At 72.4% G+C, this 22,237-nt stretch carries 22 protein-coding genes and 5 tRNA genes; 13 read left to right on the top strand and 14 right to left on the bottom strand.

Annotated elements, in window-relative coordinates; translation table 11 throughout:
- Window positions 1-15 precede the first annotated feature (15 nt).
- The gene (locus tag ACVCAG_RS06585; RefSeq protein ID WP_362843370.1) at window positions 16-291 is read right to left on the bottom strand and encodes a hypothetical protein; all 276 of its coding nucleotides are present in this window, start codon (window positions 289-291) and stop codon (window positions 16-18) included.
- Between the two features lie 153 nt (window positions 292-444).
- On the opposite strand from ACVCAG_RS06585, the gene ACVCAG_RS06580 reads away from it, so the two are divergent.
- The 5 genes from ACVCAG_RS06580 (at window position 445) to ACVCAG_RS06560 (ending at window position 3,151) form a co-directional block, all read left to right on the top strand.
- Window positions 445-2,661, top strand: coding sequence for an N-acetylmuramoyl-L-alanine amidase (locus ACVCAG_RS06580; RefSeq protein WP_447189585.1), 2,217 nt, complete (start codon window positions 445-447; stop codon window positions 2,659-2,661).
- Between the two features lie 88 nt (window positions 2,662-2,749).
- Window positions 2,750-2,821, top strand: a tRNA-Gly gene (locus ACVCAG_RS06575).
- A 25-nt stretch (window positions 2,822-2,846) separates the two neighbouring features.
- Window positions 2,847-2,917 (top strand) — tRNA-Cys (locus ACVCAG_RS06570).
- 74 nt (window positions 2,918-2,991) lie between these two features.
- Window positions 2,992-3,063: transfer RNA gene (locus tag ACVCAG_RS06565), tRNA-Gly, on the top strand.
- Window positions 3,064-3,076: 13 nt separating this feature from the next.
- Window positions 3,077-3,151, top strand: a tRNA-Val gene (locus tag ACVCAG_RS06560).
- A gap of 77 nt (window positions 3,152-3,228) precedes the next feature.
- Here the strand turns inward: ACVCAG_RS06560 and ACVCAG_RS06555 are convergent.
- The 12 genes from ACVCAG_RS06555 to ACVCAG_RS06500 form a co-directional block, all read right to left on the bottom strand.
- Window positions 3,229-3,741 (bottom strand): hypothetical protein, encoded by a 513-nt coding sequence (locus ACVCAG_RS06555; RefSeq protein WP_440082473.1) that lies wholly within the window; start codon window positions 3,739-3,741, stop codon window positions 3,229-3,231.
- Window positions 3,738-4,229 (bottom strand): MauE/DoxX family redox-associated membrane protein, encoded by a 492-nt coding sequence (locus tag ACVCAG_RS06550; RefSeq protein WP_447189584.1) that lies wholly within the window; start codon window positions 4,227-4,229, stop codon window positions 3,738-3,740. Before ACVCAG_RS06550 ends, ACVCAG_RS06555 begins: the two co-directional genes overlap by 4 nt.
- A gap of 3 nt (window positions 4,230-4,232) precedes the next feature.
- On the bottom strand, window positions 4,233-4,745 hold the full coding sequence (locus ACVCAG_RS06545) for a hypothetical protein (protein ID WP_440082471.1): 513 nt from the start codon (window positions 4,743-4,745) through the stop codon (window positions 4,233-4,235).
- A 48-nt stretch (window positions 4,746-4,793) separates the two neighbouring features.
- Window positions 4,794-4,946 (bottom strand): hypothetical protein, encoded by a 153-nt coding sequence (locus tag ACVCAG_RS06540; RefSeq protein WP_440082470.1) that lies wholly within the window; start codon window positions 4,944-4,946, stop codon window positions 4,794-4,796.
- The gene (locus tag ACVCAG_RS06535; RefSeq protein ID WP_440082469.1) at window positions 4,943-5,440 is read right to left on the bottom strand and encodes a hypothetical protein; all 498 of its coding nucleotides are present in this window, start codon (window positions 5,438-5,440) and stop codon (window positions 4,943-4,945) included. Before ACVCAG_RS06535 ends, ACVCAG_RS06540 begins: the two co-directional genes overlap by 4 nt.
- Before the next feature lie 5 nt (window positions 5,441-5,445).
- Entirely contained in the window at window positions 5,446-5,973 is a 528-nt protein-coding gene (locus ACVCAG_RS06530) for a hypothetical protein (RefSeq protein ID WP_440082468.1), read from the bottom strand.
- Window positions 5,958-6,629, bottom strand: a complete 672-nt coding sequence (locus ACVCAG_RS06525; RefSeq protein ID WP_447189583.1) for a hypothetical protein — start codon at window positions 6,627-6,629, stop codon at window positions 5,958-5,960. Before ACVCAG_RS06525 ends, ACVCAG_RS06530 begins: the two co-directional genes overlap by 16 nt.
- Before the next feature lie 66 nt (window positions 6,630-6,695).
- Window positions 6,696-7,445, bottom strand: a complete 750-nt coding sequence (locus ACVCAG_RS06520; RefSeq protein ID WP_440082466.1) for a BTAD domain-containing putative transcriptional regulator — start codon at window positions 7,443-7,445, stop codon at window positions 6,696-6,698.
- A gap of 23 nt (window positions 7,446-7,468) precedes the next feature.
- A tRNA-Sec gene (locus tag ACVCAG_RS06515) sits at window positions 7,469-7,564 on the bottom strand.
- 13 nt (window positions 7,565-7,577) lie between these two features.
- On the bottom strand, window positions 7,578-9,251 hold the full coding sequence (locus tag ACVCAG_RS06510; RefSeq protein WP_440082465.1) for a SelB domain-containing protein: 1,674 nt from the start codon (window positions 9,249-9,251) through the stop codon (window positions 7,578-7,580).
- Window positions 9,242-10,528, bottom strand: a complete 1,287-nt coding sequence (gene selA, locus ACVCAG_RS06505; RefSeq protein ID WP_440082464.1) for an L-seryl-tRNA(Sec) selenium transferase — start codon at window positions 10,526-10,528, stop codon at window positions 9,242-9,244. The genes ACVCAG_RS06510 and selA overlap by 10 nt, the downstream gene beginning before the upstream one ends.
- Window positions 10,525-10,698, bottom strand: coding sequence for a hypothetical protein (locus ACVCAG_RS06500; RefSeq protein WP_440082463.1), 174 nt, complete (start codon window positions 10,696-10,698; stop codon window positions 10,525-10,527). The genes selA and ACVCAG_RS06500 overlap by 4 nt, the downstream gene beginning before the upstream one ends.
- Window positions 10,699-10,768: 70 nt before the next feature.
- On the opposite strand from ACVCAG_RS06500, the gene ACVCAG_RS06495 reads away from it, so the two are divergent.
- The 8 genes from ACVCAG_RS06495 (at window position 10,769) to pcp (ending at window position 21,039) form a co-directional block, all read left to right on the top strand.
- The gene (locus ACVCAG_RS06495) at window positions 10,769-11,794 is read left to right on the top strand and encodes a substrate-binding domain-containing protein (protein WP_440082462.1); all 1,026 of its coding nucleotides are present in this window, start codon (window positions 10,769-10,771) and stop codon (window positions 11,792-11,794) included.
- Window positions 11,795-12,811: 1,017 nt separating this feature from the next.
- Entirely contained in the window at window positions 12,812-14,263 is a 1,452-nt protein-coding gene (locus ACVCAG_RS06490) for a lectin (protein WP_440082461.1), read from the top strand.
- 285 nt (window positions 14,264-14,548) lie between these two features.
- A complete protein-coding gene (locus tag ACVCAG_RS06485) occupies window positions 14,549-15,820 on the top strand; it encodes a YibE/F family protein (RefSeq protein ID WP_447189582.1) in 1,272 nt (423 codons plus the stop codon).
- 138 nt (window positions 15,821-15,958) lie between these two features.
- The gene (locus ACVCAG_RS06480) at window positions 15,959-16,879 is read left to right on the top strand and encodes a hypothetical protein (RefSeq protein WP_447189581.1); all 921 of its coding nucleotides are present in this window, start codon (window positions 15,959-15,961) and stop codon (window positions 16,877-16,879) included.
- Between the two features lie 43 nt (window positions 16,880-16,922).
- Window positions 16,923-17,984, top strand: a complete 1,062-nt coding sequence (locus ACVCAG_RS06475) for a hypothetical protein (protein ID WP_447189580.1) — start codon at window positions 16,923-16,925, stop codon at window positions 17,982-17,984.
- A 106-nt stretch (window positions 17,985-18,090) separates the two neighbouring features.
- Window positions 18,091-19,944 (top strand): endonuclease/exonuclease/phosphatase family protein, encoded by a 1,854-nt coding sequence (locus ACVCAG_RS06470; RefSeq protein WP_440082457.1) that lies wholly within the window; start codon window positions 18,091-18,093, stop codon window positions 19,942-19,944.
- 28 nt (window positions 19,945-19,972) lie between these two features.
- Window positions 19,973-20,416, top strand: coding sequence for a thiol-disulfide oxidoreductase DCC family protein (locus ACVCAG_RS06465; protein WP_447189579.1), 444 nt, complete (start codon window positions 19,973-19,975; stop codon window positions 20,414-20,416).
- The gene (gene pcp / locus ACVCAG_RS06460; RefSeq protein ID WP_440082455.1) at window positions 20,413-21,039 is read left to right on the top strand and encodes a pyroglutamyl-peptidase I; all 627 of its coding nucleotides are present in this window, start codon (window positions 20,413-20,415) and stop codon (window positions 21,037-21,039) included. Before ACVCAG_RS06465 ends, pcp begins: the two co-directional genes overlap by 4 nt.
- A gap of 129 nt (window positions 21,040-21,168) precedes the next feature.
- On the opposite strand, the gene ACVCAG_RS06455 is transcribed toward pcp, so the two are convergent.
- Window positions 21,169-22,215 (bottom strand): hypothetical protein, encoded by a 1,047-nt coding sequence (locus tag ACVCAG_RS06455; RefSeq protein WP_440082454.1) that lies wholly within the window; start codon window positions 22,213-22,215, stop codon window positions 21,169-21,171.
- Window positions 22,216-22,237 lie beyond the last annotated feature (22 nt).

Below are 22,237 nucleotides of genomic sequence, written 5' to 3'. Positions count from 1 at the left end.
GGGTGCCGTCGTCCGCTACCCGTAGACGATCCGGCGAAGCTGCCGCAGGGAGAGTTCGGGTGCCGCGACACGGCGTACCGCCAGCTCGGCGGCGACCCTGGGGAAGATCTTCTCGTTGACCAGCCCCCTGGCCTTGAGCTCCGCGTGGCGCCGCCGGACGAACTCGTCGACGGGCTCGGAGAAGTAGGCCAGCACATCCGCGACGACCCGCGCCGCCTCGCCCGGACCGAGCGCGCTCGTCCGGGTCAGGTGGGTGATCAGATCCTCGTGTGGATTCCGTGCCGTGGACACAGAGCAGGACCATACGCATCCGGGAGAGAACACACCAAGTTTCCTGCCCGATTCCGGGCAGAGAATCTCTTCAACATCTCAACCCCGCCGCAATGCGCGACAGTCGGTAATCTCTGATAACTCTAGGTAGTTACCAGAGGGGGAGGAACCGCTATGCGCCGCCTGCCGGGGACCACCGTCGTCGCCGCTCTCACCGTCCTGGCCTCGGTCGCCCTGGCCTCGGTCGTCCCGGCGCAGGCAGCACGTCCCGGGGACCGGCCCACCCGGCTTCAGACGCACCCGGCCCCCGCCGGGACCACCGCGCCGCCCGCCACGGCGACGGGAGCGGGGGCACGGTCCGGCAGGCAGGCCGCCTTCACCGAGGCGGCACGGAGGTACGGGGTGCCGGAGAGCGTGCTGCTCGCGGTCTCCTACCTGGAGTCCCGCTGGGAGGGCCACGACGGGCTGCCCAGCGTCTCCGCCGGGTACGGCCCGATGCACCTGATCGACGGCCGGGCCGAACCCGGGCACCCCCACGGCGCCGGGGAGGACCCGCGCGGCGACGAGACCCGGCCGCGCGTGATCGCCCTTCCCCCCATGGCGGCGGACCCGCCGGAGGACACCCTGCGGCGGGCCTCAGAGCTGACCGGCCTGTCCCCCGACCGGCTGCGCGAGGACGCCTCCGCCAACATCATGGGCGGTGCCGCGCTGCTCGCCGACTACCGGCGCCGTACCGGCGGCGAGGGCTCCGGCGACGATCCGGCGAGCTGGTACGACGCCGTCGCCCGCTACCCCGGCGCCCCGGAGGGGGGCGTGGCGGCCGAGGAGGCGGCGCCGTCCTTCGCCGACGAGGTCTACGCGACGATCCGGGCCGGTGCCGCGCGGGTGACCGGCGACGGCGAGCGGGTGATCCTCCCCGCCACGCCGGGCCTGTCCACGCCCCCCGCCCCGCCCGCCCCCGCGGCGTGGCGCCGCGCCCCCGCGCCCACCCCGGCACCCGCCACCGTACGCGCCGTACGCGCCACGGGGTCCGCCGCGAAACCCGCCACCAAGCCCACCACGAGGCCCACCACGAGGCCCGCGACGCCCGCCACCAAGCCCACCGCGGTGCCCGCCAGAGTGCCCGCCCCCACCCCCACCCCGGCGCCCGTCCCCACCCCCGCCACGAAGATCGCCATGATGCTCGCCAAGCGGCCCGCTCCCGCGCCGGGACCCGACTGCCCGAAGAGCGTCTCCTGCGAGTGGCTCCCGGCCGCCTACAAGCGGCTCCCCGGCGGCGGGTACGGCAACCACGACCGCTCCGCCGGCCCCCGGAGGATCGACTACATCGTGATCCACGACGGGGAGACGAGCTACGACGCGATGACCCGCCTGGTCAAGAACCCCGCCTACCTGAGCTGGCACTTCACCATCCGCTCCGCCGACGGCCACATCGCCCAGCACCTGCGGGCCAGGGACATCGGCTGGCACGCGGGAAACTGGTACGTCAACTCCCGATCCATCGGCCTGGAGCACGAGGGCTACCTGGCCAGGGGCGGCGCCTGGTTCACCGAGGCGATGTACCGGGCGTCGGCCAGGCTGGTCCGCCACCTCGCCGCCAAGTACGACGTCCCCCTCGACCGGGCGCACATCCTGGGGCACGACAACGTGCCGGGCACCACCCCGGAGACCGTGGGCGGCATGCACGACGACCCCGGCCCCTACTGGGACTGGGCCCACTACTTCGAGCTGCTCGGCAGGCCGCTGCGCGCCTCGGGCGGCGACGACGCGCGCTCGGTGCTGATCAGGCCCGACTACGACACCAACAGCCCGGGATTCACCGGCTGCGCCGGGGGGTGCCGCGGCCTGGGCGCCGCCTCGGTCTGGCTGCGCACGCGCCCCTCCGCCACCGCGCCACTGGTCAGGGACATCGGCAAGCACCCCACCGGCGGCTCCACGTACAGCGTCTACGACCACGCCGCCCGCGCCTCCACCGGCCAGCGGTACGCGCTCGCCGAGCGCAGGGGCGACTGGACCGCGATCTGGTATCTCGGCCAGAAGGCCTGGTTCCACGATCCGGCCGGAGCTCCCACCTCCGTGCGCGCGTCCGGCCCCCTGGTGACGCCCAGACCGGGCCGCTCCCCGGTCAGGGTGTACGGCAGGGCCTACCCGAAGGCGCCCGCCTACCCGGGGGGCGTTCCCGTACAGACCCTGACCCCGCTGCAGTACTCGATACCCACCGGGCAGGCGTACAGCTCCGGCGCGACGAGGCGGGCCTCCTACCTCAGGGCGGCCGCCTTCGACCCGTCCGAGCACCATGTCGTCACAGGAAAGATCCGCTACCGGCAGATCCAGTTCGGGCACCGGATCATGTTCGTCCGGGCCTCCGACGTCCAGCCGGTCACCAGGTGAGGATCTCCGGCGGCCCGCCTGGTTGCGCACATCAGCCCTGCGGAGGCGCTAGAGTTTTCACGTGCCCCGGAACGTTTCCGGGAGTCACGCGGAAGTGGCTCAGTGGTAGAGCATCACCTTGCCAAGGTGAGGGTCGCGGGTTCGAATCCCGTCTTCCGCTCCGGCGGGTCCTCAGGGGCCCGGCCGGTGGAGTGGCCGAGAGGCGAGGCAACGGCCTGCAAAGCCGTCTACACGGGTTCAAATCCCGTCTCCACCTCAACGCACGACCATCGGACCCCCAGGGATCCGGTAAAGTAGTGCGAGCGCGGAGGGGAAACCCGAAGCGGATACGCGGAAGTGGCTCAGTGGTAGAGCATCACCTTGCCAAGGTGAGGGTCGCGGGTTCGAATCCCGTCTTCCGCTCTGGTTCACCCGAGGACGATTAGCTCAGCGGGAGAGCGCTTCCCTGACACGGAAGAGGTCACAGGTTCAATCCCTGTATCGTCCACCATATCTTCACGGTTCAGATGGGGCTTCGAAGCTCCTGCGAGGTTTTTCACGGGTCGCCGGGAGGCGAGCCTCAGCCTTTCATCCCGCTTTCGCGGCCTGGTCGCGCGCGGCGTCGGCGATCGTCCCGAGGTCGTCCATGGCGCTGGGACCGTTGACGACGACGAGGTGGTCGTCCGTGAAATTGGCGATCTCCGTCGTGTCGCCGCGCCGCACCACGTTGGTCGGGCCGGGCCGCCCCTCGACCTTTCCCACGGAGCCGCATTCGGCGTAGAAGCGCTTGAAGGCCTGGACGGTCTCGATCCCGGAGACGACGAGCTCCGAGACCGACACCCCGTCCGCCGAGGTGAACACCCGGAACCGCACCCGGGCCTCCCCCGGGGCGATGACCCGCTTCCCGCACGGCACCAGCGCCCTGTCGAGGTCGGCCCAGCGCACCTCGCCGGTCCTCTCGGCCGTCCACGGGCCACCGGGCAGTTGCGAGGCGTCGAGCAGCACCTGCGCCGTCGGCTTGACGATGACGGGCTCCCCTTCCGCGGCGCAGGCGGACAACCCGGCCACGGCGACGGCGGCGATCAGCGTCCATCGGGTCATCTGATCCTCCTTCGAGGGGACACGGACGATACCGACGCCGCGACGACCGCCAGCAGGGTCACGAACCCGGCGACGGCCAGGTGCATGAGGCGGACGGCCACGTCTTCCGGAAGGGAGACCGTGCCCGCCGCCATCATGGCACTCGCGGCGGCCCACAGACCACCGATGACGATCTTCAGCGGGGACACGGGACTCACCCCGTCCAGGCAGCCGCACGGCACCCGGCCCCGCGCCCGCAACAGGGCCACGAGATACCCGGCCAAGGCGGTGTGCCACACCGCCGCGGCCCCCCAGACGTGGCGGCCGGGGTCACCCACGACCCAGGCGGCGATCACCGCGACGCCGACCACCGGCTCGGCCAGGCCGGCGGCGCGGATCATCCAGGCGGGCAGCAGGCCGTGCCCGCGCGTGACGTCGTCCTCTCGTACGAAGCCCGCCATCACGAGGAGCAGCGCACCGGCCAGCGCGACGTCGGCGAGCAGGATCATCCTTCACCGGCCCAGGAGGAGAACCAGCAGCACGAGCAGGAAGCCGGCCGCGCACCATCGGCCCACCCGGGCCGACCGCCCCAGCAGGTGACGATCCCACCTCTGGGGGTCGCCGCTCAGCGAGCGGGTGAGCGGCATCAGCACCCGGCCCATGCCGAACCCGAGCCCGGCCAGCACCCCGGGGAGGATGCCCCCGACGAGCACGACGGTGAGGACCAGGGCGTGCGGGAGCGCGGTCGGGGTGAAGGTGCGCACCCCGGTGCCCATCTCGAAGCCGAACTGGAACGGGCCCTCGAACCGGGCGCGCGGGATGATCTCCTGTGGCACGAGCCTGCGGTTCTGGATCAGCTGGAGCGGTCGTCCGGCGAGTTCGAACACCAGCAGAACCGCCACCACCGGGACCAGTACCCAGGTCCGCCCGGCTTCGGGCACCACCGACACGAGGCCTCCGAAGGCCCCCACGACCGTCCCCGACACCAGCCCGCCCAGCACGAGCCCGGACGAGAACGCCGTCATCTGTCCCCGCCAGACCGACGAGGTGAGCAGATCCGCCGAGTTGAGGCTTCAAACCGAGCCGGACAGCGAGAACCCGGCGACGATCCCCATCAACGTCCAGGCGATGAGGTCCAGCCGGCCCGGCCATACCGCGCCGGCCACGGCCATCGCGGCGGCCACGGCGAACAGGAGCCCCGCGGTGCGGGTGGCGGCCATGGTCACGGGTTCGCCTTGGAGCAGATGTAGAACGTGCTGCCCGCGCCGTACACCACGAAGCGGCCGTCGGCGCAGCGGTAGGGGGTGCCGCTGTGCGTCCAGCGCCAGGCGTTCTTCTTCGTGACCCCGCTCGCTCCGCAGTTGACGATCGGCGTGTAGTACGAGTAGGCGTTGCCGTCGGTGCGGAACCAGCCGTCGCTGCCGCAGTAGCTGCTGGAGTACGCCGCGCCCACGCACACCCGCTGGGTGGTGCCGTCCCGGTACCCGTCGAAACTGGCGTAGCCGGAGTTGGAGCAGCCGGACCACTCCGAACCGACGGTCGCGGAGGCGCTCCTGATACGCGCGGGCGGCAGGGCGCCCACCACGTTCAGCGCCAGCGCGCCGCCGAGGACACCGACCGACTTGACCATCGTGCGCCGGGACACCCTCTGACGTACCGAGGGGCGCGCCTCGGTCTCCTCCTCCGCCGTCGGCACGTCGGCCCAGTAGTCGCCGGTCATGTCACTCACCTCACGTTCGACGATTCGGGCTGATCCACCCCGAGGAGCCGGTCCAGGTCCGGGTCGGACCCGACCGCGCGGCGCCACTCCTCGGCGCCGTCCGGGGCGTACTTGACGAGAGAGGGGGTCGCGCCGACCGCGACCGACCCCAGCAGTTCGGCGTCGGCGACGGCGCTGACGTGCGGGACCCGCCCGATCCACGCCGCGCAGGCCTCGGTCGCGCTCAGCAGGATCAGGTGGCCGTCGATCGCACCTGGCGGGATCGCGGCCAGGTGGCCGGCGCGGTCCCGGCAACTCAGGCAGTGCTCGGACACCACGAGCACGAAGGTCGGCCGCCCGTCGGCGGAGGCGAACCGGGCGAGGCGCCGGACCGCGGCCGGGCCGGGGGCGGGGGTGGCGAGCACCGCCTGCTGCAGCTCGCGCACGGTCCTCAGCAGGGCGGAGATGGCGAACAGCGCGACCACCATGCCGAGGAAGGCGAACACGGCCAGCGAGTTGACGACGTTCTGCACGGCCGTCAGACCAGCCCGCACGTGAGGGAGTCGGCGACGGCCGCGAACCGGGGGTCGTCGGCCTCCCGCGCCATGAGGATCGCGGTCGTCGTCGCGTTGACCAGGATCGCCGAGCGGAGCACCCGCCCGTCGGCGGCCCTCTCGTCGCGTTTCCACAACGCGCCGCCGCGCACCCGCTTGCCCGAGCCACCCGGAGTGGGCAGCGACCCGGCCGGGTTCACCTGGATCGAGCAGACGCCCTCCAGGCTGTTGACGGCCAGCAGGTCGCCGAGGCGTACGCGCGCGCCGAGCCTCGGCGCCAGGACGACCCCCTCCGGGGCGTCGTGGATGTCGAAGAGGGAGAGGTATCCGATGAACACCTCGAAGGGCACGTTCGCCCCCGGGACGAACGTGTAGACCTCGTGGTGCGGCCCGATCCACAGCATCGTCGTGCCGCCGCCCTCCAGGTCCTCGTGGGAGACCAGCCGGGCCCCGTTCCAGGAGACCTCGCGGACGGTGAACCGCTCGTACTCACCGAGGTGGCGGGCGATCAGCTCGCGCGAGCCGGCCGCGCCGGTATGGAAACGCAGGGCGCCGTTGTCGCTCTGCGCCCAGATCATGTAGCTCCAGCCCATGGTGAACGGCTGGGGGCTGCCGTCGACGGTGAGGGTCCGACCATCGGGTGTTCGCGCTAACATCGCCACCGCCCCAGAGTGAGCGACCCGTCTCCACGGGCGCCATACGGGCGCCACACGACCGCCACATCACAAGCTGCCGTCCTCCATGAGGATGCGGTCGTGCAGGATCGTCAACGTGTGCGAGGGCCCGACACCGATGCGCTCGACCAGGGCCGCCCGGCAGTCGTGGTAGGCGAGCAGCGCGTCGGCCCTCCGTCCGCTCTTGTGCAGGGCCAGCATGAGCTGCGCGCGCAGGTCCTCCCGCAGCGGGGCCCAGGTGACCGCGATCCGGAGCTGGTCGATGGCCTCCTCGTACGCCCCCAGCCGGACGCACGCGCCCGCGAAGTCGCTCACCGCGGCCATCCGGCGTTCGTTGAGCTGGGTGGCCGCGTTCCGCAGCGCCTGGGAGCTGTCGGCGAGGTCCTGGAGCGCGGCGCCGCGCCACAGGTCGAGCGCGTCCCTGAGCAGGCGGGCCGCCGAGGTGTCGTCGCGCGCGCTCAGGGCGGCGGCCGCGGCCGACCGCGCCGACTCGAAGTCGGAAAGGTCGAGCCGGTCGGCGACGTCGGTCACCCGGTACCCGCCGGGCACGGTCTGGATCGAGACCCCCGAGCAGGCCAGGCCCTTACGCAGGTCCGCGACGTACGTCTGCAGGTTCCTTCGCGCCGACGGCGGGGCGTCCTCCCCCCAGAGGGCGGCGACGCAGCGGTCGGTCGAGACCGCATGCGGCGAGTCGAGCAGCAGGAGGGCGAGGAGCTGGCGATGTTTGATCCGGGTCACGGCGAGATGGCTGCCGTCCGGTCGATGGATCTCGAAGTGCCCGAGCAGGAGAAATCTCATGAAGCTCCAGCCGACTCTGGGAGTGGCGGAGACGGACGGGAATCGAACCCGCCGCGCCGAGATCCTCGGCGCCACCGGTTTTGAAGACCGGGAGGGCCACCAGGCACCTGCACGTCCCCGATGGTAACGCTATCAAATAAATGTTCTGGAGCCAGAGTTGTCCTGGCGTCTGGTGATGCCCAGCAGGTCGAGGTGTTCGAGCAGCGGGATGACGACCCGGCGGCTGGTGTTCAGCGCGATTCGCGCCTCGGCCGCGGTGAAGGGCCGGGGCAGCCGGGCGAGCGCGGTGACCGCCTCCTCCACCGCCCCCGGTGGCAGGACGACGCCGGGCGCCAGGCGGACCAGTTCACCGGCCGCCTCCGCCATCGCCAGGGCGCGCGGGTCGAGGCCCAGCTCCGCGAGCCGGCCCGCGTCCGGCGCCGCGAACGGGTTGGCCGCCCAGTCCCGCCTCAGTTCGGCGACCGCGGGTGTGGCGGCCGGGGGGACCAGCCGTCCGCGCATCCGGCGTATGGAGGTGCCTTCGGCCAAGGCGTCGACCAGTGACCGGTCCGGCAGGCCGAGCAACCGCCGGGCCGTGTCCGCCGCCATCCCCGGCCGCGCGGCGACGACCTCCGCGAGCCGTTCCCGGAGCCTCTCCCAGTACGCCGGATCGGCCACCCACTCCCCCGCGACCGGTTCCACCGCCACCGGTGTCCCCATGGCGGCCAGCTCGTCCCGCCGGGCCAGGCCGCGCCGCCGCAACTCCGCCATCCCGTCCGGCCGGCCGGACATCCCGGCGAGCTCGGCCGCCCGCGCCCTGGCCGCCCCCCTTCGCCGCAGCTCAGGCGGGCGGACGTCGAGCACCACCGCGCCCCATACCCGGCGGCTGCCGGGATCACGCAGCAGCGCCCGGTCGCCGACGCGCAACGGAAACGGGCGGGCAGGCGTCACCCGTACCGTGTCGTCGCCGAGCGAACGCAGGCGCGCGGGTTCCGCCGCGGTGCCGATGTGCCAGGTCACGCGCTCCGGTGGACGGCCCTCGCCGCGGATTCGCAGGTCGGCCACCGGCACCTCGAGCCAGCGGTCCGGTGTCAGCAGCGCGTCCCCGCGCCGGGGGTGCGCGCCTCCGCGCAGGTTCACCGCGACCCTGGCGGGGGCGCCGACCTCGGCCCGAGCCTCCTTGAGACTGTGCAGGCCCCGGACGCGCACGTGGTCCGTCCCGATCCGGAGCCGGTCCCCGACCCGGATCGCGCCCGCGCCGAGCGTCCCGGTGACCACGGTTCCCCGCCCTTCGACGGTGAAGGCGCGGTCGATCCAGAGGCGCACGTCCGCCGCCGGCGCCGCTTCGGGTGACGGGAGAGAGAACAGCAGGGCCCGAAGCTCGGGAAGGCCGCGCCCCGTGACCGCGCTCACGGCGGTCGTCGGCACGTCCGCGAGGCCGGTACCGCGAAGCCGGTCACGGCAGTCGGCCAGCACCGGCGCGGGGTCGGCAAGGTCGGAACGGGTGACGGCGAGCACGCCCCGGGTGATGCCGAGCGCGTCGATGATCTCCAGGTGCTCCTGGGACTGCACGGCCCAGCCCGCGTCGGCGGCCACCACGAACAACACCGCCGGGACCGGGCCGACCCCGGCCAGCATGTTGCCGACGAAGCGCTCGTGGCCGGGCACGTCGACGAAGGCGAGGCCGCCGGTCCACACGTACCCGAGATCGATGGTCAGCCCGCGCCGCCGCTCCTCCGCCCACCGGTCGGGCTCCATGCCGGTGAGCGCCCTCAGGAGAGTGGACTTCCCGTGGTCGACGTGCCCGGCGGTGGCGATCACGAGCACGCGGCCACCACCGCGAGGAAGAGGTCCCCGTCGCGTTCCGGCGCGACCGCCCGCAGGTCGAGCAGGCAGCGCCCGCCCTCCACCCGGCCGGCCACCGCAGGGTTCCCCGTCCGCAGGGTTCCGGCCAGGGCGGCGGCCACGGCCACCGCCGCGCTGGGCAGCACGACGCCGGGTGCTCCCCCGCCCCCGACGGCCGCCTCGGTGTCCACGGCCTCGGCCTTCACGCCCGCCTCGGCCAGCCGTGCCGCGAGGACCTCGGCACGGCGGCGCAGTACGGCCGGGTCTGCGCGCAGGGCGTCACGGGCCGGGTTGGCCGCGTGGGTGAGCGTGGCCTCCACGGCCGCCAGGGTCAGCTTGTCCACCCGCAACGCGCGGGCCAGCGGATGGCGGCGCAGCCGCTCCACCACATCGGCCCGCCCGAGCAGCAGCCCGCACTGCGGGCCGCCGAGCAGCTTGTCCCCGCTGGCCGTGACCAGGTCCGCGCCCGCGCGCAACCAGGTCGCCGCGTCGGGCTCGTCCGGCAGCAGCGGCTCCGGCTCCAGCAACCCGGAGCCGATGTCGGCGACCAACGGCACCCCCAGCCCGGCCAGGTCGCCGACGGACGGTGTCGCCGCGAAGCCCTCGATCCGGTAGTTCGAGGGGTGCACCTTGAGCACGAAGCCGGTCGCGGGCCCGATCGCGCCGGCGTAGTCGGCCACGGACGTGCGGTTGGTGGTGCCGACCTCGCGCAGCCGGGCGCCGGTGGACGCCAGCAGCTCGGGCAGCCGGAAACCGTCGCCGATCTCGACCAGCTCCCCCCGGCTGATCACGATCTCCCGCCCCTGGGCCAGCGCGGTCGCGGCCAGCACCAGCGCCGCGGCGTTGTTGTTGACCACGTGTGCCGCCTCCGCGTCCGGGACGGCCCGCGCGAGCGCGGCCAGCGCCGCCCGGCCGCGCCGCGCCCGGCGGCCGGTCTCGAGGTCGAACTCGACATCGGTGCTCCCGCCCGCGGTACGGATGGCCTCCAGGGCGGCCGCCGAGAGCGGGGCCCGGCCGAGGTTGGTGTGCAGGAGCACCCCGGTGGCGTTGATCACCTCACGGGGCCCGTCGCCCGGCAACGACCGCAACACCTCCTCAGGGACGTCCGAGGGACTGATCTCTCCGCCCCTCGCCCGTCGCTGAGCGGCCTGGACGGCCCCCTTCACTCGATCACGGCCCATGCGCGCGACGAACGGCGCGAGGCGGGGATCGTCCAGGACCGCATCGGTCCGGGGAATGTAGCGACGCGAGTCGATCACAATGAATCGGGATATCGCACTACGCCGATCCGCGCAATGATTCCGATCGTCGAATCGATTCCTCGAATCGATTCGACGAGGAGTGAGCCGGCCTCGCGGCCCGCGTCGCCGGGGCCGGTGAAGCCGCAGGGCGAGCGGGTGTTCGCCGAACCCTCGCCGGTCGTCCTCACGGCTCCTCGCGGTGAACCGATTCGATCTAATATGTGGAAGCGTCGTGGTCGGTCCATCTGAGGAGTGCCGGTGAACATCGGAGAGATCGCCAAGCGGTCCGGCGTGTCACGCAGCACGGTGTCGTACGCGCTGAGCGGCAAGCGGCCGGTGGCGGAAGGGACCCGGCAGCGCATCCAGGCGGTCATCGACGAGCTCGGCTACCGCCCCAACGCCGCGGCCAGGGCACTCAAGGAGGGCAGGACGCGCACCATCGGCCTGGTCATCCCCCCGGCCAGCCGGCGCCTCACCGACGTCCAGCTGGGCTTCGTGGCCAGCGTGGTCGACGCCGCCGCGCGCGCCGACCTCGACATCCTGCTCTCACCGTCCGGCGGCGAGCACGACCGCTCGTTCGAGCGCGTCGTCACCGGTGCCCGCGTCGACGGGGTCATCCTCATGGAGATCCGGCTGGAGGACGACCGGGTCACCCGCCTGCGGCAGACCGGACTGCCGTTCGTCGGCATCGGCCACACCAGCCGGCCCGACGAGATGACCTGGGTGGACATCGACTACGAGACCCTGATAGCCCGATGTGTCCGCCATCTCGCCGACCTGGGTCATCGTCACATCGCCCTGGTCAACCGCTCGGCCGAGCTCGTCGCCGCCGGCTACGGCCCCGGCCACCGGGCACAGCTCGGCTTCACCGACGCCGTCGCCGAGCGCGGCCTGGAGGGCGTGCAGGTCTGCTGCGCCGACGACGCCCAGGCGGGACAGACCTGCGTCGAGAAGCTGCTGGCCGCGCACCCCGAGCTGACCGCCATCGCCACCGTCAACGAGGCCGCCATCCCCGGGATGTACCGCGCGCTGACCAGCGCGCGCCTGACCGTACCCGGCGACTTCTCGATCACCGGGGTCGCGGCCCGGCACTGGGCGGAGAACCTGCACCCGCCGCTCACCGCCGCCGACATCCTGGCCGACGAGCTCGGCGCGCACGCCGTCGACCTGCTCATCCAGCGCATCGCCGATCCCGGCCTCCCGCATCGCCACCTGCTCGTCGCGCCGCCGATCTCGCTGCGGGAGACGACCGGACCGGCGCGCCCCCGAACCGGCCGCGTCTGAGCCGCGGGCACGGCGCGCGACGTGCCGTCGCGGGCCGCGTGGAGGACCGATCGGTTCGGCGTCACGGCCGGTGACGCGGCGGGCGAAGGTGGTCGCACGGTGGTTCCTTCGGGGGTGGGGGGTGGATCAGGTCACGCCCTCCTCAGGGGGTGACGCCTTCCCGAGGTGGAGACCGTCGTCGAACGGGGAGGTGTACGACGGCGGCCGGCTGCGCGGATCCGGCCACGAACGCGAAGCGCCTCCACATCCCGCTCATGTGATCCAGCCGTGGAGGCACCGGAAGGAGCACTCCCTCCCGGAACCTCGCTACCAATTACGTTCCGACTACCTGTGCTCGTCAAGGCCTTAAGCCTGCTTATTTCACAACGAGCACATCGAGATTCGGGCCGTGGTTAGCTGTTTCCCGCTTTCATCTGCGATGATGTCCGCCGTAGGCGGCCTGCACCGACCATTCCCGAATGAAACATTCACATGTGTCGTACTGATCGGGCCCGCCCGATCCGCCGTGAAGGCGACCTCGGCAACCACCGCGGCGAGATCCGGCAGCGCCTCTTCTCCTGCCCCGACCCCGGCCGGTCATCGGCCACAACGGAACCCGAACCGGTTCGCTCCCAACGCGTTCGGACGGGTCGTGAGCAGGTGAGCGGGACGGGCGAACGTTTCTTCGGGCCCCGGCTCCCGGCGAAACGCGGGCATCACCGGCGAGAGCCCACCGGAAGAGAATCCGGCAGGCAGCCGGGCGGAACTGAGTCTTGACAAGCGGTCCGACCGTCGTATGTGCTTCGCTGTACACCACCGCCTCCTCCTCTCCCGGTGGATTCAGAACCCTATCGAATCGATTCGCATTCGTAGTGGCGACCGGCTTCCCGACGAGCCCTGTGGTCTTCCGAGCGCGTCTGTCTCCGCCAGGCCCTACTCCCAAGGAGCACGACAATGCAGGTTCCCCCCATTCCCTTACCGGGCCGCATGGCGCGTGGACGGCGCTCTCGAACGGCCGTCATCGCGTCTGTCGTAGCGGTGCTGACGGCCCTCCTGGCCACCGGCCTGACCTGGTGGGCGCCGGCCTCGGCGGCGACCACGCCGCTGATAGGCACGGCGTCGGGCCGGTGCCTGGACGTCTCCGGCGCCTCGCAGGCCAACGGCGCCGCGGTGAACATCTGGGACTGCAACGGGCGGCCCAACCAGCAGTGGACCTCGACCGCATCGGGTGAGCTGCGGGTGTACGGCAACAAGTGCCTGGACGTGAACGGAGGCGGGACCGCCGACGGCGCCGCGGTGATCATCTGGGACTGCAACGGCCAGAACAACCAGAAGTGGCGCCTGAACGCCGACAACAGCATCACCGCGGTCGGCAGCGGCAAGTGCCTGGACGTCTCCGGCTACGGCACCGCCAACGGCACCAAGGTGCACATCTGGACCTGTCACGGCGGCACCAACCAGAAATGGAGCACCGGAGCCCAGCCCAGCCCGACGCCGACCGTGACCCCGACGCCGCCTCCGCCCGGCGCGCGCCCGTGTGACATCTACGCCTCGGGCGGCACGCCGTGCGTGGCCGCGCACAGCACGACACGGGCGCTCTACGGCGCCTACGCCGGCAACCTTTACCAGGTCAGGCGCTCCTCCGACAGCACGACCCGGAACATCGGCGTCCTGACCGCGGGCGGCGTCGCCAACGCCGCGGCGCAGGACTCGTTCTGCACCGGCACCACATGCGTCATCACGGTCCTGTACGACCAGTCCGGGCGGGGCAACGACCTGTGGTACCAGGGATCCAGCGTGGTCCCCGGCTCCCCCCAGAGCAGGCCCGCGACCGCGACCACCGAGTCGCTCACCGTCGGCGGCAACAAGGCCTACTCCCTCTACATCAACCCCGGCAACAGCTACTGGCGGGACGGCCACCTGACCGGCGTCCCCACGGGCAGCGCGCCCGAGGGCATGTACATGGTGACCAGCGGCACCCACGTCAACAGCGGCTGCTGCTTCGACTACGGCAACAGCGAGACCACCAGGAAGGCCGACGCCGCCGGTGCCATGGACGCCATCAACTTCAGTACCCAGTGCTGGTTCGGCGGCTGCTCCGGGACCGGCCCCTGGGTCCAGGCCGACCTGGAATGGGGTCTGTTCCCCGGCGGCAGCCAAGCGTGGAACCCCAACCAGCGGGCCTTCCCCCACAAGTTCGTCACCGCCACGCTGAAGAACAACGGCACGACCCGGTTCGCGATCAAGGGCAGCAACGCCCAGTCCGGAAGCCTGTACACCCTGTACGACGGCCAGCTCCCCAACGGCTACAGCCCGATGAAGAAGCAGGGGGCGATCATCTTGGGCAGCGGCGGCGACTGCTGCAAGCCCGACGGCGGCGCCAACCTCAGCGCGGGCACCTTCTACGAAGGTGCCATGGTCGCCGGCTACCCCACCGACGCCACCGAGAACGCCGTCCAGGCCAACGTGATCACCGCCGGCTACCGCTGACCCGTCCCAGGAAGAGACCCTCACCCGGCCCGCACGCCGGCCCCCTCCCCAGCGGTGGCGGGGTGGCCGGCGTGCGGCGCCCAGCCTCACCCGCGCCCCACCCACGATGCCGGAGTGCGAGGCGAACGGCAGTGGTCGGCCGCCGGCCCGGACGGATGCCCCTCGACACGCCATCGGGGTGTCGCCGGTGCGACGGGGATCCCCGTCACACCGGCGTACGGCCGCACGATCACCTTCGCGGTGCGGTACTTTCTCCTTCACCGTCCGAGGAGAGCTCTTTCGACCATGGGTGCCAACCACTCACACGGCCCGGCCGCCCCCAGTTCCCGTGGCACGGTGTGGGCGACACTGGCCGTCATCGTTCCCCTGGCGCTGGCCACGCTGACCGCCCTGATCTGGCTGTGGCCCCCTGAACTCACCTCCGCCGGCGGGCCGCCGGCCGGCCTGCAGCGGGTGACCGGGACGATCACCGCCGTCACCCTCACCCCGTGCCCGCAGGAGCCGCCCGCGGACGGGCAACCCCCCGGCCGGCAGCCACCGGCCGACCCCGCCACCTGTGGCGACGCCAAGGTCGAGCTGACCAGCGGGCCACAGACCGGCCATTTCATCACCAGTGGCCTGCCCAGCGGGCCCGGCTCGCAGAAGTTCGCCGCGGGTGACGACGTGATCCTGGTCCACACCCCCGGCGGCGAGCTGGAGGTGCCGCCCTACCAGATCTCCGACCACGACCGGTCCTCCCCGCTGTGGCTGGCCGGTGTCGCGTTCGCGGCGGCGGTGATCGCCTTCGGCCGCTGGCGCGGGGTGATGGCGCTGGTCGGGCTGGCCATCACGTTCGTGCTGCTTCTCCTGTTCGTCATCCCGGCGATCCTGACCGGGCAGCAGCCGCTGCTGGTCGCCATCGTCGGCGCCGCGGCGATCATGCTCGCGGTGCTCTACCTCACCCACGGCTTCACCGTCCCCACCTCGATGGCCGTGATCGGCACCCTGATCAGCCTCAGCCTGACCGGCGTGCTCTCGTACGCGGCCATCGGCATCGCCCAGCTCAACGGGATCACCGACGAGAGCTCGTTCTACCTGGACGTCAGCTACCGGATCAACACCGAGGGCCTGCTGCTGGCCAGCATCATCATCGGCTCGCTCGGCGTGCTGGACGACGTCACCGTCACCCAGGCCGTCACCGTCACCGAACTCGCGCACGCCAATCCCGGCTACACCTTCGCCCAGCTGTACCGGGCCGCCGCCCGGGTCGGCCGCGCCCACATCGCCTCGGTGATCAACACGATCATCCTCGCCTACGCGGGCGCGTCCCTGCCGCTGCTCCTGCTGGTCAGCGTCGGCGACCAGCCCATCGGCGAGGTGGTGACCAATCCGGTCATCGCCACCGAGATCGTCCGCAGCGTCGTGGGGACGCTGGGGCTCATCGCGGCCGTCCCGATCACCACCGCCCTGGCCGCGCTGGCCAGCGCCCGGCGGGCCACCCCCGACCACCAGCCACTCGCCACGGCGCGCCACCGGCGGCGGACGGACCCCTTGACCGACTCCGTCACCCGTTCGTAGCGGCCGGCCTCCGGAGCCCACCCCCTCCCACCTGGGACGATCTCCGGGCAATCATCGGGATCATCTTTTTGGCACGCGATACTCGATGATGGAGAGGCACCATGTAAGGACGCATGACCCGAAACATGGTTAATCGCTATGCTCGTGAAACACGGCAAAGGGGGCGAGCCTGTGCAGCGCGTGGTGGTCGATCCTGAGGTGCCCAGGGATGTCGCCGAGCTCTTCCGCCGGAACGGTCCGCTGCTCTACCGCCTCCGCACCGGACGCCCGCCCAGGGACCAGGACGACCCCAGGATCCCCGGAGTGCTCATAGGGGTCTTCAGCGGGACGGTGGCTCTCGCGGCGGGCGGCCTCTTCGCCCTCGGCGCCCCGCTCTCGGCGGCCGTCCTGCTGCTCACCCCGCTGATCGGCCTGTACCTCTTCATCCTCGGGGTGGTCTACCTCGTGAGGAAGCCCTCGCCCGCCGACTCCGTCGAACGGGTCCTGTACGCGCACGCGCGGCACTGGCAGGGGCGCTTCCTGATCCTGGAGGACTTCGACCACAACGCCAGGCACCTGCTCGGCCGGGTCCAGCGGGCGATCGACTTCGTCGTGCACTCACGGGTCAACGCGATGGGCATGCTCGACAGCGTGCGCAACTCGGTGATGCTCCCCGCCGAGGAGTGGGAGATCGCCCGGCTGCTGACCAAGCTCTCCGCGCTGCGGGCCAAGCACCACAGCCTCGCCAGGGGAGGCAGGAGCCCCGAGGTGGTCGCGGCCATGGCGCCGCTGGAGCGGGCGCTGGCCGCCAGCGAGGCCGCCGTCCTCGCCAGGGTGGAGGCCCTGGAACGCTACGCGGGTCACGTGGCCGACGCCGAGCGGGCACTGCGCGCCCAGGGACAGATCGAGGTCCTGCGAGCGCACCTGCCCGAGTACGAGCAGCTCGTCGCCGAGACGGGCGCCGCCAGATTCTCCGGACCGGAGATCGGGCATCTCAGCGACGACGCCGACATGCTTCGGCGAGCGCTCCGCGAGAGCGTACGCTCGGCGCACGAGGCGTTCCGCCATCTCGACGGCTGACGTGAATGTGATCGAACGGAGGGCCGAGCCTGTGCGGCGAGTGGTGGTCGATCCTGAAGTCCCTCCCAAGACCGCCGACCTGTTCCGCCGGCACGCGTCGATGTTGTCACGCATCCGCGCCGGTTGGAGCCCCGAGCCTCCGCCGCCCAACTCGCGCCTGCCCGGACGGTTCCTGAACGTCGGCGGAGGGGTGGCCGCGCTCTTCCTGGTGTGCCTGATGTTCCTCGCCGATGTCGGGCAGCTGCTGTTCTTCATGCTCGCGCTGCTCGTCTTCGTGGTCTTCGTCGGCCTGCTGGCCGCCCGCGAGCCGGCGGAGCCGGAGACGATCGAGCACGAGCTCTACCGCGAGGCCCGCTGGTACGAGGGCCGCTACCTGCTTCCCGCCGAGGACTTCGACCACAACGCCGGGCAGCTGCTCGACCGGACCCAGCAGGCGATCGACTACATCCTGCGCTCGCGGGTCAACGCGATGGGCATGCTCGACAGCGTGCGCAACTCGGTGATGCTCCCCACCCAGGAGTGGGAGATCGCCCGGCTGCTGACCAAGCTCTCCGCGCTGCGCAACGAGCACCACGAGTTCGTGTACGGCGGCAGCACGCCCGAGGTGGCCGCGGCCATGGCGCCGCTGGAGCGGGCGCTGGCCGCCAGCGAGGCCGCCGTCCTCGCCAGGGTGGAGGCCCTGGAACGCTACGCGGGTCACGTGGCCGACGCCGAGCGGGCACTGCGTGCCCACGAACAGATCGAGGCGCTTCGCGCGCGGCTTCCCCGCTACGAGGAACTGCTGGCGGAGTCCGGGGCGGACGCCTTCGCCGTACCGGAGATAGGGAGGCTGGCCGAGGACGCCGGTCACCTCGAGCAGGCGCTGCGCGACAGCGTCCGCTCGGCGCACGAGGCGTTCCGCCACCTCGACGGCCCTGCCGCCACTCCCCCCGGCGGTCCCGCGCCCTTCGCGAGCGGGTTCCCCACCCCCTCCGACCGGCCTCAGGGCCGGGGGGACGGATCTCCCGCCCCCTCCCCCCGCGGGCCCGCCGATCCTTCCGGCGCGCCTCCGTCCCCCGGAGATCCGTCTTCTCCCGGAGACGTGGCGGAACCCCCGGGCCGCTGAGACACCGCGGTGGGGCCTTTCGTGGCCCGGCGCCGGTCCGGGCGGGCCTCGCCCTTGTCATGGATCGCGAAGAAGGCGAGGATAGCTCGCGTTCTTTGGAGGTAGCATGCGGATCCGCCTGGATGTGGCCCTCGGCGTGGTCGTGCTCGTCGACGTGCTCCGGGTCTTCCTGCCGTCGCTGATCACACTCTTCGGCCGGGCGGGAAGCACCCCCGCGGAGATGATGGGCCTGTACGCCGTCTCCTGGTTCGTGCTGGCCTTCCTCGCCGTCCCGCTGGCCAGGTCCGTCCGGCCGCCGCTGATCGCCCTCGGTGCCGCGGGCCTGCTGCTCCTGTCCAGGCTCGCGCTCCAGCTGACCGGCGGCGGGGACCCGCAGCTGTACGTGGCCAGCCTGGGCCTGCTGGCCGGGCTGGTCTGGCTGGTGGCGATCGCGATGAGCGGCATCGACGCCCGGCCGGTGATGGGCGGGTTGATCGTCGGCCTGGCCGCCTCCACGGTGATCCACGCGGCGCTGGACGGCATCGACCTGATGTGGCGGCCTGGAGCGGTCCCGTGGATGCTGCTGCTGGTGGAGCTCCTGCTCTTCTGCGCGTTCACGGTCCGGGCCGAACCCCCCGACGAGGAGTACTCCGGGGCTCCCCGCGCCTGGCTGGCGGTCGGACCCGCCCTGCTGCTCTGGGGTCTCTACACCGGCAACACCGCGCACGCCCAGGCGGCGACCGACTCCGCCCAGCAGGCCGCCACCGTGATCGTGGCGGCGTTCGCGGTGGTGTCGGCGGCGCCCGCCGCGCTGCCGGTGCTGCGCCGCCCGCTCCTGCCCGCGGTCGCCCTGGTGGCCTCGGCGGTGGCGTTCACGCTGGGCAGGGCCACCGTGGACGGTGTCCACGGTGTGGCGCCCGGCTGGACGATCGTCGCGCAGATCGTCGGCCAGGTCGCGCTGGGAGCCTGCCTGGCGCACGCCGCGGCGACCTTCGGCCGGGACCGGCCGGCCCGGCGAGGGCTGGCGGCGGCCGGGGGGATGCTGCTGTTCGTCGTGTTCGTCTTCGGCTACTACGCCGCCTACGACCTCTACCTGCCCAACGGGTGGGTGCCGGTCTGCGCGGCGCTCGTCGTCGCGCTCCTGGGCGTGGCGGGCAGCGCGGGCCTGCCGCGCCGTTCCTACGACCGGCGGTTCGCGGCGTCCGCCGTGGCCGCGGTCGCGCTGGTGGCGGCCGTTCCCCTGTGGCAGGGCACCCCGCCCCGCTGGGAGGCGCCGGGCGACGGGCTTCGGATCGCGGCGTACAACATCAGGATGGGCTACGGCGAGTCCGGCAGGCTCTCCCTGGAGCGGCAGGCCGACGCGATCAGGGAGCTGCGGCCGCACGTGGTGGTGCTGAGCGAGGCCGACAGGGGCTGGCTGCTCAACGGCGGCCACGACGGGGTACGGCTGATCGCCGAGCGGCTGGACATGCACTACATCTGGGCCCCGGCGACCGACGAGGTCTGGGGCGACGCCCTGCTCACCACGCTGCCGATCACCACGGTGAGGAACCACGTGCTGGTCCAGGGCGGCCCGACCGGCGCCCAGGCGCTGGAGGTCGGGCTGCGGTGGCAGGGCCGGGACATCACCGTGATCGGCACCCACCTGCAGCCTCCGCCGGGGTGGCGCGAGCTCGACCAGGTCGAGCAGCTCGGGGGGATCGTCAGGAACGCCGCGAAAGGCGGCACCCCGGTGGTCGTGGCCGGTGATCTCAACCTCCAGCCCGGTGACCCCGCCTGGCGGGCGCTGACCGGTGCGGGCCTGACCGACCCCTTCGCCCCGGTGAGGCCGTTCAACACCATCCCGTCCCTGAGCGGTCCGGCCGAGCAGATCGACCACGTGCTCGTCACCCCGGGTTTCACCGGAAAGGACCAGGCCAACCCGGATGTCCCGTACTCCGACCACCGTCCGGTCGCGATCACCCTGGTCGCCGGGCCTTGATCGAGCTCCGCTGGGTAATGTCAGTCGCATGACGGGACAACCTGTACTGGTCTTCGACGGCGACTGCGGTTTCTGCACGACGAGCGTCCGGTTCGCCGAGCGCCGCGTCGGGGTGCGCGCCCGGGTCGTCCCCTGGCAGTTCGCGGACCTCCGGGCGCTGGGCGTGACCCGCGAGCGGGCCGAGCGCGAGGTGCTCTGGGTCGAGAACGGCCGGGTGTACGGCGGGGCGCAGGCGGTGGCCAGGCTGCTGATCTCCGCGGGTCTCCCGTGGAGCCCTCTGGGGCTCGTGCTGCGGATCCCGCCGTTCCGGTGGGTGGCCCGGGGGATCTACCGGCTCGTCGCCGCCAACCGTCACCGCCTGCCGGGCGGCACCCCCGCCTGCGCCCTGTCCTCGCGGCCCTCGCGGCCCTCGCACTCCGGGCCCGCCGGCTCCCCGGTGATCTCGGCCCCCGCGCCTTCGGAGCACCGATGAAGGGCGTCCTGCTCACCGGGTTCGAGCCGCTCGACGGCGCCGGCAACCCGTCGTGGGAGGCGATCAGGCTCGTGCCCGGGGTGCGTACCGCGCTGCTTCCCTGTGCGTTCGGCGGGGCGCTGGAGCACCTGCGCGCGGCGGTGGCGGAGCACGATCCGGCGGTGGTCGTGTGCGTCGGGCAGGCCGGAGGGCGGCCGGACGTGACGGTGGAGCGGGTGGCCGTCAACCTCGACGACGCCCGCATCCCCGACTGCGCGGGACACCGGCCGATCGACGAGCCGGTGGTGCGCGGCGGCCCCGCCGCCTACTTCTCCACCCTGCCGGTGAAGGCGTGCGTGGCGGCCGCGCGGGCCGTCGGGGTCCCGGCGAGCGTCTCGCAGAGCGCCGGGACGTTCCTGTGCAACCACCTCTTCTACGGCCTCATGCACATGATCGCCACCGAGAGGCCGGCGATCCGCGGGGGGTTCGTGCACGTGCCGTTCAGCCCCGAACAGGTCCTGGACGACGCCAGGCCCTCCATGCCCGTCGCGGTGGTCGCCCAGGCGCTCACCGCGATCGCGACCACCGCCGTCTCGGTCTCCCTGGGCGGCGACCTCCGCCTGGTCGGCGGCTCCCTGCACTGAAGGCCCTTCGTGGTGGCCGGCCCCGGGGTCCGCGCCGGGGGTGACCTCCGCCCGGTCGCCGGCTCCTTCCGCTGGGAGCCGCCGACGGGGTGCCCGGTACCGGCCTGCCCGGTTCGGCCGTGCGGCCCCTCAGAGCGGCACGCCGTACACCGTGCGACGGCCCGCGAACTCGCTCACGCTCCACAGCGTCCTCCTGTCGCGGACGCAGGTCAGGTCCTCCGGGCCCACCGGGTAGGGCCGCCTGCGCACCGTGTCGCCGACCACGATCAGGGTGCCGTTCCCGGTGGAGCCCGCGGTCTGGCTGAGATACCAGGTGCCCTCGTGGGAGAGCGCGCCCTGGATCTTGCCCGCCGGCAGCGCGTGGGCGTCCACGGCCTTCACGACGCCGCCGGCGGGGGCATTCAGGATTCCCGCCTCGGTCAGCGGCCAGCGGGCCACCCGTCCGACCGTGCCCGCGGTGTCGACGTACTCGCCGGAGATCAGGGTGTCGGGGGCGGTGCTGCGGTCGACGGCGGCGAAGGAGAAGCGGACGGTGCCGCTGGTGGTGGTCCAGGCGTCGGTCTGCGGCATCACGTACCGGTAGCCGAACGCCTCGTACACGTCGCCCTTCCTGCCGATGGTCTCCGTGCCGTCCCCGTCGATTTCGAAGATCTGCCGGGTGTCGAAGACCCGCAGGCCCCGGGTGGTGTCGGCGACGTACAGCAGGTCGCCGTACCAGGCGACGCCGCCGGCGTGGATGTTGATCGGCGCGATGTTCCCGTCGGCGCCGGCCCGGACGAGCAGGACGTGCCGGTAGCGGAGCGTCGCGGTGTTCAGGAAGCTCAGGCGCACGCCCCGCTCGGCCCCCGACTCCGGCGTGTGGTACCAGCTCACCACGAACGCGCTCCCGCCGATCCCGGCGTCGGAGGCGCAGGTCAGGCCCTGCGGGTACCACTCCCTGGTGGCGTTGTCCCCGGCGTCGAAGCTGTACCAGTCGACCGGTTTCGGCCTCATCGTGGCGAACGCCCCGGCGCCGGCCGGTCCCTTCCTGACCATGACGCGGTTGGCCCTGGCCAGGACGGTGTCGAGGGGTACCCGCTTGAGCTCCTTCTCCAGGATCTTGATCCCGGCCGCGAGGCCGCCACCGTCCCGTTTCAGCCCGAACGGCTCCGCCGACACGGCCTTCATCTGACTCATGAGGGGTCTCTCCCTGTCCGGT

This window comes from Streptosporangium sp. G12 (assembly GCF_052983175.1).
Note: the sequence above shows the minus strand (reverse complement) of the source record. Positions and strands in the feature narration are given on the sequence as shown.